General features: G+C 65.0%; 7 protein-coding genes and 1 pseudogene. 5 read left to right on the top strand and 3 right to left on the bottom strand.

All coding sequences use genetic code 11. The features are described from left to right. The 3 genes and pseudogenes from A6745_RS13030 to A6745_RS29740 form a co-directional block, all read left to right on the top strand. Positions 1–3126 (top strand): type I restriction endonuclease subunit R, encoded by a 3126-nt coding sequence (locus A6745_RS13030; protein ID WP_066127704.1) that lies wholly within the window; start codon positions 1–3, stop codon positions 3124–3126. Continuing rightward, on the top strand, positions 3126–3836 hold the full coding sequence (locus A6745_RS13025) for a M48 family metallopeptidase (RefSeq protein ID WP_066127701.1): 711 nt from the start codon (positions 3126–3128) through the stop codon (positions 3834–3836). The genes A6745_RS13030 and A6745_RS13025 overlap by 1 nt, the downstream gene beginning before the upstream one ends. A 50-nt stretch (positions 3837–3886) precedes the next feature. Further along, positions 3887–3985 (top strand): annotated as a pseudogene (locus A6745_RS29740) (DUF1016 N-terminal domain-containing protein); the annotation flags it as partial. Positions 3986–4061: 76 nt separating this feature from the next. On the opposite strand, the gene otnI reads toward A6745_RS29740, so the two are convergent. The 3 genes from otnI to A6745_RS13010 all read right to left on the bottom strand — a co-directional run bounded on the left by otnI (position 4062) and on the right by A6745_RS13010 (position 7223). Then, positions 4062–4847 (bottom strand): 2-oxo-tetronate isomerase, encoded by a 786-nt coding sequence (gene otnI / locus A6745_RS13020; RefSeq protein ID WP_066127699.1) that lies wholly within the window; start codon positions 4845–4847, stop codon positions 4062–4064. A gap of 184 nt (positions 4848–5031) precedes the next feature. Then, positions 5032–6507, bottom strand: a complete 1476-nt coding sequence (locus A6745_RS13015; RefSeq protein WP_066127697.1) for a sensor histidine kinase — start codon at positions 6505–6507, stop codon at positions 5032–5034. Further along, positions 6507–7223 (bottom strand): response regulator transcription factor, encoded by a 717-nt coding sequence (locus tag A6745_RS13010; protein ID WP_066127695.1) that lies wholly within the window; start codon positions 7221–7223, stop codon positions 6507–6509. Before A6745_RS13010 ends, A6745_RS13015 begins: the two co-directional genes overlap by 1 nt. Positions 7224–7368: 145 nt before the next feature. Between A6745_RS13010 and msrB the strand changes: the two genes are divergently transcribed. Continuing rightward, positions 7369–7878 (top strand): peptide-methionine (R)-S-oxide reductase MsrB, encoded by a 510-nt coding sequence (gene msrB / locus A6745_RS13005; RefSeq protein ID WP_066127694.1) that lies wholly within the window; start codon positions 7369–7371, stop codon positions 7876–7878. Positions 7879–7914: 36 nt separating this feature from the next. Next, the gene (locus A6745_RS13000) at positions 7915–9843 is read left to right on the top strand and encodes a cytochrome c biogenesis protein DipZ (RefSeq protein WP_066127692.1); all 1929 of its coding nucleotides are present in this window, start codon (positions 7915–7917) and stop codon (positions 9841–9843) included. Positions 9844–9874: the final 31 nt, after the last annotated feature.

Raw genomic sequence — 9874 nt, 5'->3', positions numbered from 1 at the left:
ATGACCCAATCCATGCCGCGTTCCGAGCGCAACAGCCAAAACCGCGTGGCGCGGCTGTTCACCACCCCACTGGTCGGTGGCGGCCTGGGCTACGAACACTTGGGCAACTGGAGCAAGCGCGACCACAACCGCGCCATCGAGGTCGATCTGCTGCGTGCCAATCTGTCCGCACGTGGTTACTCGCCTGCCCATATCAGCGCTGCCTTGCAGAAGCTGGAAATCGTGGTGGATGTCACCAGCATCACACCCTATCAGGCTAACCTGCGCACCTACCAGTTGCTGCGCTATGGCGTGCCGGTGCAGATCGCGGCGGGCCAATCGCATGAGACAGTGCAGTTGATCGACTGGTCGCAGCCCGAGCGCAATCACTTCGCGTTGGCTGAGGAAGTGACGCTACGGGGCGGGAGCACCCGCCGGCCGGACATCGTTTTGTACATCAATGGCCTGGCGGTGGCGGTGATCGAGCTCAAGCGCAGCTCGGTCGATGTGGGCGATGGTATTCGCCAGTTGTGCAGCAATCAGGAGGAAACCTTTAATCAGGGCTTCTTCAGCACCGTGCAGTTGCTGCTGGCGGGCAGCGATGCGCAAGGTTTGCGCTACGGCACCACCGGCACACCGGAACAGTTCTTCGTGCAGTGGAAGGATGAACAACCGCCAGCTATGGCAACAGCGGGCGCGATGCTGGATCGCCCGTTGGCCCAGATGTGCGGGAAGGCGCGGTTGCTGGATTTGATCCGCAACTTCGTGATCTTCGATGCGGGTTTCAAGAAGGTGCCCAGGCAGCACCAATACCAGGGCATCAAGGCTGCGCAGGAACGCATTGCCAAACGCGAAGGTGGCGTCATCTGGCACACCCAGGGCAGCGGCAAGAGCATTCTGATGGTGTTGTTGGCCAAGTGGTTGCTGGAGCATGATCCGCAGGCGCGGGTGCTGGTGGTGACCGACCGCGACGAACTGGACAAGCAGATCGAAGGCGTGATGCGCAATGCCGGGGTGATCGGCGAGGGATCGGCTCCTCCGCGCATCACTTCACGCGCAGACTTCGTGCAAAAACTCAGTGCCACCACACCACGCTTGTTGTGCGCATTGATCCACAAGTTCGATGCGGCTGATCTCAAGGGTGTGCCACCGCCTATCCATGGGCGTTTCTATGTGTTCGTGGACGAGTGCCACCGCACCCAAGGCGGCAACATGAACAAGCAGATGAAGCGCTGGCTGACCGGCGCCATCTTCATCGGCTTCACCGGCACGCCGCTGTTGCGTAAGGACCGGCAAACCACCCGCGAAGTGTTCGGCACGTATATCCACACCTACAAGTTCCACGAAGCGGTGGCCGACAAGGTGGTGCTGGATTTGAAGTATGAGGCCCGTGATGTGCCGCAGCGACTGACTTCACGCAAGGCCATCGATGCCTGGTTCGAGAAGAAAACGCGCGGACTAAACAACTTCCAGAAATCCATCCTGCGCAAGCGCTGGGCCACGATGGAAGAGCTGATGAGCGCCAAGGAGCGCAAAGATCGCATCGTCGCCAACATCATCGAGGATTTCAGCCTCAAGCCTCGCCTGGACAATAATCGTGGCACGGCGATCCTGGTCGCGGCTTCGATCTATGATGCCTGCCATTACTTCCGGTTGTTTCAGAACACGCATTTCGGCCCCCATGTGGGCATCATCACCTCGTACGAACCCAACCCGGTTGCCATCTCGAAAGAATCGGCCGGTAGCGACGAACGCTACAAATACGACACCTACAAGCAGCATGTGCTGCGCGCCGGCCAGACTACCAAACAGTACGAAGACGAAACCAAGCGACGCTTCATCGAAGAGTCTGCCAGCACGAAGCTGCTGATCGTGGTCAGCAAGCTGCTCACCGGTTTCGATGCACCCAGCTGCTCCTACATCTACCTGGACAACGAACTGCACGACCATAACCTTTTCCAGGCCATCTGCCGTACCAACCGGCTTGACGGTGACGACAAGGACTATGGCCATATCGTCGATTACAAGGAGCTGTTCGGTGACGTGCAACAGGCCATTGCGGTGTACAGCTCCGACGAGCTAGACATCGACACGGGCAACGGCGGCGAAAACAACGTCCACCTGAAGAACTGGCTGGAGGAAGGCCGCAAGCAACTGGACGAAGCCCGTGAAACGCTGCATTACCTGTGCGAGCCGGTTCCGCAGCCGCGAGATCTTGAGCAGTTCATCCACTATTTCTGCGGTCATGCCGGGAATCCGGAGGCGCTGCTGGAAAGCGAGGCGCTGCGCATTGCCTTCTACAAGGCGGTGGCGACCTATCTGCGTGCCTTCGCGGACATCGCTCAGAACCTGACCGAGGCGGGTTACTCAGACAGTGAAGCTGACACCTTGCGGCGGGAAACCGAGTTCTATGCCGAAGTGCGTTCGGCCATCAAGCATTACAGCGGCGAAGAGCTGGACATCAAGCCCTATGAGGCCGACATGCGTCACCTCATAAACACCTATATCCAGGCCGAGTCAGCGCAGGCGTTGGGCGAGTTGGCCGAACTGTCGCTGACCGAGCTGATTATCGAGACCGGCATCCACAATGCCATCGCCAAGAAGCTCAACGAGAAGGGCAAGCTGTCGAAAAATGCCATTGCGGAAACCATCATCAACAACGTCCGCAAGACCATCATTCGCGACCGCCTGACTGATCCACGCTTTTATGAGCAGATGTCCAAGCTGCTCGATGACCTGATCCAGCAAAGCCGTGAAGGCACGGAGGCCTACGAATCATTTCTTAGCAAGGCAGAAGACATACTGAAGAAGCACCGCGCGAAACAACACGACATCGATGAACCTGCCATGTTGCGCGGCAATGCGGGTGCGCTGGTGATTTATCGCAATCTGCCTGACATCATTTCCGGCGATGTGCTGCCCGATACGAATGGTGTAGTCAAAGAGCCACAGGCCGAATACGGAGACCCGTTGGCCTTGCTGGCGCTGAAGATCGATCGTGTGATGTGTGACGAAGCCCCGGCAGGATGGCGTGGCGACGAAGCCAAGGAGCGCATCGTGCAGAATTTCCTGCACACGTTGACCGGACGCAACCGCGAGGCCACGCTCAAACTATTCGACTTGCTGAGAAATCAGCCGGGCTACTAATGGTGCAGACGCACATACATCTGGGGGAACTGGACATCGCCATCACGTTCAAGACCGTGAAGAATGTCCATCTATCCGTGCATCCGCCCGAGGGTGCGGTGACGCTGGTGGCCCCGATAGGCACGCGGCTGGAAGTCGCGCGTGCCTATGCTGTTTCCAAGCTGCGTTGGATTCGCCAGCAACAGGCGCAATTGCAGGCACAGTCCCGCGAAACTCCTCGTCAGTTCGTCACCAGAGAAAGCCATTACGTCTGGGGACGCCGTTATTTGCTCACGGTGCTGGAGCGCGATGCCCCACCTACGGTGAAGATGGACCACCGTCGCATCACCCTGCATGTGCGTCCCGGCACCAATGCAGCCAAGCGCGAAGCCATCTATCAACGCTGGCAACGAGGTTTGCTACACCAGGCCATTTCCCCCCTGATCGAATACTGGGAACCACATATCGGCGTGAAGGTCAATGGCTACTTCCTGCAACGGATGAAAACCAAATGGGGTAGTTGCAATCATCGTCAGGCTCACATTCGGCTCAACACGGAACTGGCCAAGAAGCCTCGTGACTTGCTTGAATATGTGATCGTGCATGAAATGATCCATCTGATCGAACCGACGCACAATGAGCGGTTCATATCGTTGCTGGCCCAACACTATCCGGCCTGGCGGGATGCTCGTGCAGAGCTGAATGCGCTGCCGCTGGGACCGACTGTTTGAATATTGCTAGGCCAAGATAAATCGAGACTACACCGACTTGCCCATGTCCCATGAAGGGCTTCTCGCCGCGTAATCTCAAGTACATGCGGGCTTTTGCCGAGGCTTGGCCGGACGAGTCATTTGTGCAAGAGGTGCTTGCACAATTGCCGTGATATCACCTGTTGGCATTGCTGGACAAACTGATCGGCGCGCGCAGCGGCGTTGCAGGGATACCCGGCGAGGCGCCTACCGTGGCGCTGCCAGGCGCAGCCAGCCCAATCCCTCGGACGTGCCCGCGCGTGGCTTGTATTCGCAGCCGATCCAGCCCTCGTAGCCCAGCTCGCGCAAGCGCTCGAACACAAAGGGATAGTTCAACTCCTCCCCATCGGGCTCATGCCGGCCCGGCACGCTGGCGATCTGGATATGCCCGATGCGGTCTTGCAGCGCACGCAGCCGGGTGACGACGTCGCCCTCCATGATCTGGCAGTGATAGCAGTCGAACTGCAGCGCGATGTTGGAAGCGCCGACGGCATCGATCAGGGCGATCGCATCGTGCTGGTAGCTCAGGAAATAGCCCGGCATGTCGCGCTGGTTGATGGGTTCCAGCAGCAGGGTGATGCCTTGCGCGGCGGCGTGCGGCGCGGCCCAGGCCAGGTTCTCCTGGAAGGCGGCGGCGCAGGCCGCGCGGTCGGCGCCGGAAGGCACGAGGCCGGCCATCACATGCAGCAGCCGGTTGCCCAGCACGCCGGCATATTCCAGGGCTCGTTCCATCGCGTCGCGAAACTCGGCCTGATGTCCGGGCAGGGCGCCAATGCCGCGCTCGCCCCTCGACCACTGGCCCACCGCGGCGTTGAACAGCACCTGTTGCACACCGTTGTCGTCCAGCCGCCGCCGGATGTCTGGCGCCGAGAACTCCAGGGGCGAGACGTACTCCACGCCCTTGAAGCCATCGCGCGCGGCGGCATCGATGCGGTCGAGAAAAGGCAGGTTCTGGTACAGGAAGCTCAGGTTCGCGGCGAATTGCAGGGACATGGTGGGCTCTGTGTGAAACGGCGCGCAGGCGCACGGGGGCAGATGCAGTGTAGTCAACCGCAACAGCGGCTGCGCGGACATGCCGCGAGGGGCTGCCCTGGCAGGACCCCGCGTCCGCTGTCCGGCCGCCGATCCCCGCACGTGCAGCGGGGCGTTGGCGGGCGCAAGCCTACGCGGTGGCCCTTCAGCCCTTGGCGACCGGCAACGAGAACCGGAACGCCGCCCCGCGCCCCGGCAGATCCAGCAGCGCGATCTCCCGCCCATGCAACTGCAGGATGCGATGCACGATGCGCAGTCCCAACCCGCCGCCGCGCCGCGCGCCGCCCACGTCGAACGGTTTCTGGAATACCGCCTCGCGCAATTCGGTGGCGATGCCGGGACCGCTGTCGCTGAGGGTGATCTCCACCGCCTCGCGGCGCGGCGCCATCACGATCTCGATGTCGCCCCCCGCCGGCACATGCCGCAGCGCGTTGTCCAGCAGGTTGGTCAGCACGCGCTCGATCAGGCCCAGGTCGGCGCACACCGGTGGCGGCGGCGCATCGAAGCTCGCGCGCAACGTTACCTGGCGCGCTTCGGCCGCCAGTTCGAACTTCTGGAACACGTCCTGCACCAGGTCCGTCAACGCGAAGGGTTCGATCTCGGGCTGGACCGATCCATACTCCAGCCGCGCCAGCTCGAACAGCGATTGCGCCAGCCCGCCGACTTTGCGGCTCTGGTCCAGCGCGATGCCCAGGTAGCGGCGGCGCTCGGCAGGCTGCAGCGATGCATCCTTCAGCGACAGGGTTTCCAGATATCCGTGCAGCGAGGCCAGCGGCGTGCGCAGGTCGTGCGAGATATTGGCGATCAGTTCGCGCCGCTCCTGGTCTTGCCGCGACAGCGTCCGCCATTGCTCGCCCAGCCGGCCGGCCATCTGGCGGAACGCGCCGTCCAGCACGGCGATCTCGTCGCTGTCCGCGCGGGTGCTGGCTGGGGGCGGGGGCAGGGCGGTGGGCGAGCCGTCGACGTCGAAGCCACGCACGGCTTCCGTCAGCCTGCGCAAAGGACGCGTGATGATGGCGAAGGCCGCCAGGCCGGCCACCAGGCACAGCAAGGCCATCAGGCCGATGGACCACAGGCCGATGTCCAGCGCGGTGCTGGTGGCATCGCGCGCGGCCAGGCGGTCGTGCGCCTCGCCCAGCAGCACCACGTACACGTAGCCCACGTCGCGCCCGCCCATGCGCAGCGGCGCGGCGCTGAAGACCTTGCGCGCATCGGCGCTGCGCGGATCGTCGCCCAGCACGGGCAGCCGCGCGCCGCCCAGCAGGGCGCGCACGGGGTCCAGGTTCACCCTGCCGCGCTTCAGGCGATCGGCCGGCGCCGCATGGCCGGTGATGTTGCCGTCCAGGTCCAGCAGGTAGACCTCGACGCTGGGGTTCACGCCCATCAGCTGGCTGAACAACTGGCGCACGGCGTCGGGCTTCAGGCCGTTGGCGTCCATCAGTTGCCCGGTGCGCGCGATGTGCTCGGCCAGGTCGCGCGACAGGCCCTGCACGACTTCCAGCTCGTGCATGCGGCTGGCGCGGATCTGCATCCACGCGGACGTGCTGCTGCACACCATCAGCAGCAGGGCGAACACCAGCGACAGGCGCTGGGTCAGCGTCAGGCGCCGCCACAAGGCCATCAGGCCGGGCCCTCCGGGGCCGCGAACTTGTAGCCGCGTCCCCACACCGTCAGGATGCGCTCGGGCTGAGCGGGGTCGCGCTCGATCTTGGTGCGCAGGCGGTTGATGTGGGTGTTGACGGTGTGCTCGTAGCCCTCGTGCCGATAGCCCCACACGGCATTGAGCAGGTCCATGCGCGAGAACACCTTGCCGGGCTGGCGCGCGAAGAAGTACAGCAGGTCGAACTCGCGCGGGGTCAGGTCCAGGGCCTTGCCGTCCAGCGTGGCCTCGCGCGCCAGCGGATCGATGAACAGGCCCCCGGCCGAGAGGCTGCCCGCGTCCATGCGGGCGTTGCGGGCCAGCGCGTCCACGCGGCGCAGCAACGCCTTCACGCGCGCCACCAGCTCCAGCACCGAGAACGGCTTGGTCATGTAGTCGTCGGCGCCCAGCTCCAGGCCCAGGATGCGGTGCACCTCGCTGGCGCGGGCGCTGAGGATGATGATGGGGGTGTAGCGCGTCATGGCGCGGGCGCGGCGGCAGATTTCCAGGCCGTCGATGCCGGGCAGCATCAGGTCGAGGATGAGCGCGTCCCAGTTGCCCTGTTCGAGCTGGCGCAGGCCCTCGTCGCCAGTGGCGGCGTGGGTGACGTCGAAGCCTTCGTCGCGCAGGTTCAGCGCGAGCAGGTCGGCGATATGGTTGTCGTCCTCGACCACGAGGACGCGTCTGGGCTGGTCCATCGGCGGGCAGTAAAGAAGGGACGTGTCATTGTGGGCGCAAACCGCCTGCCGAGTGATCACGATTTGTTTAAGTTTACGTGAGGACTCCGGGAGGACGCCGGAACTACGCTGCGGTCATCGAAACCCCTGTGCTGCGGAGATCCTCATGGCGACCAGACGACAATTCCTGTATGCGGGCGGCGTGGCCGCATTGGCCGCGGGCGTGCTGCCCCGGCTGTTCGACACGCGCGCCGTGGCCGCGCCGGCCGCTGGCCAGCAGTCGTTCGAGGTGACGCATACCGACGCCGAATGGCGCCAGCGCCTGACCCCCGCGCAGTACCACGTGCTGCGCCAGGAAGGCACCGAGCGCCCCTACAGCAGCCCGCTGAACGACGAGCACCGCGCGGGCACCTTTGCCTGCGCGGGCTGCGGCCTGCCGCTGTTCTCGTCCAAGACCAAGTTCGAGAGCCACACCGGCTGGCCCAGCTTCTGGGAGCCCCTGGCCGATGCGGTCGGCGAAACCCGCGACACCACCTTCGGCATGCTGCGCACCGCCGTGCATTGCCACCGCTGCGGCGGCCACCTGGGGCACGTGTTCGACGACGGCCCGCGCCCGACGGGCCTGCGCTACTGCATGAACGGCGTGGCCATGACCTTCGCCGCGCAACCGGCCTGAGGCCGCCACTCCCTTTCATTGCCAGGACCGATAACCATGCTGCTCCTCGTTCTCGCCTACCTCGGCGGCGTCCTGACCATCCTCAGCCCGTGCATCCTGCCGGTGCTGCCCTTCGTGTTCTCCAGCGCCGGCCAGTCCTTCACGCGCGGCGCCTTGCCCCTGCTGGCGGGGATGGTGCTGACGTTCGCGCTGGTGGCCTCGCTGGCCGCCGTGGGCGGCGGCTGGGTGGTGGCCGCCAACCAGTACGGCCGCTGGCTGGCGCTGGCGCTGGTGGCGCTGTTCGCGCTGGCCCTGCTTTGGCCCAGGCTGGCCGAACGCCTGGCGCATCCGCTGGTGTCCGTCGGCAACCGGCTGACGGAAACCGCGCAGGCCGGCGGCCCCAGGCCGGGCGCCTCTTTTCTGTTGGGGATCGCCACGGGCCTGCTGTGGGCGCCTTGCGCGGGCCCGATCCTGGGCCTGGTGCTGACCGGCGCCGCGCTGCAGGGCGCCAGCCTGGGCACGTCGCTGCTGTTGCTGGCCTATGCGGCGGGCGCCGCCACGTCGCTGGCCGTGGCGCTGCTGGTGGGCGGCAAGGTGTTCGCCGCGATGAAGCGCTCGCTGGGCGCGGGCGAATGGGTCCGGCGCGGCCTGGGCGCGGCGATGCTGGCCGGCGTGGCGGCCATCGCCTTCGGCCTGGATACGGGTGTCCTGGCGCAACTGTCGACGGCGTCCACCAGCGGGCTGGAACAGCGCCTGGTGGATAAGCTGGGCGGTTCGCGGGGCGGTGCCGCTTCAGGGACGCAGGACGGCGCCATGGCGATGCAGGGCTCGCCAGCGATGCGAGGGTCCGACAGCATGGCGATGCAGGGCTCGGCGGCGATGCAGGGTTCCGACGGCATGTCCATGCAGGCCCAGCCGTCGATGGCCATGCAAGGCTCTTCCGCGATGATGCAGGCCAACGGCCCCGCCATGATGGCCGCCAGCGGCGCCATGCGCGCGGCGGGCGCCGGCACGGCCTCGTCGCTGCCCGTCGAAGGCATGCTGCCCTCGTTGGACGGCGCGGTGCAGTGGCTGAATTCCCCGCCGCTGACGGCCGAGGGCCTGCGCGGCAAGGTGGTGCTGGTCGATTTCTGGACGTACTCTTGCATCAACTGCCTGCGCGCGTTGCCCTACGTGAAAGCCTGGGCCGACAAGTACCGAGACCAGGGCCTGGTGGTGATCGGCGTACACGCGCCCGAGTTCGCCTTCGAGCGCGACGCCGGCAACGTCGCCAAGGCCGTCAGGCGCTATCAACTGGACTATCCGGTGGCCATCGACAACAACTACGCGATCTGGCGCGCCTTCGACAACCAATATTGGCCGGCGCACTATTTCATCGATGCCCAGGGCCGTATCCGCCATCACCATTTCGGCGAAGGCGACTACGACAGGTCGGAACGCGTCATCCAGGACCTGCTGCGCGAAGCCGGCGCCCAGGTGAAGGACGGCATGTCGACCGTATCGGCCCAGGCCGACCAGGTGGCCGCCGACATGAACCAGGTGCAATCGCCCGAGACCTATCTGGGCTACGGCCGGGCGGAGAACTTCGCCTCGGGCGCCGCCGTGCATGACCAGGCCGGCCGCTACACGGCGCCCGCGAATCCCAGGTTGAACGCGTGGGGGCTGGACGGCAGCTGGGACATCGGCGCCGAGCAGGCCCGGCTGGCCGGTGCGTCGGGCCGCATCGTCTACCGCTTCCATGCCCGCGACCTGCATCTGGTGCTGGGGCCGGGGGCGGACGGCAAGCCCGTGCGCTTCAAGGTCACGGTCGATGGCCAGGCGCCGGGCGATGCGCACGGCGCCGACGTGGCCGCTGACGGCACGGGCACGGTCACCGAGCAACGCCTGTATCAACTGGTGCGCCAGCCCGGTCCCATCGCCGACCGCACCTTCAGCATCGAATTCCTCGATCCCGGCGTGTCGGCTTATGCCTTCACCTTTGGCTGATCCCGTGGCGTCCGGGGCCGCATCCCCGGGC

The sequence above is a fragment of the Bordetella ansorpii genome (assembly GCF_900078705.1).
GTDB classification, from domain to species: Bacteria; Pseudomonadota; Gammaproteobacteria; order Burkholderiales; family Burkholderiaceae_B; genus Bordetella; species Bordetella ansorpii_A.
The sequence above is the reverse complement of the archived record's forward strand: the minus strand, read 5'-3'. Positions and strand labels throughout refer to the sequence as shown.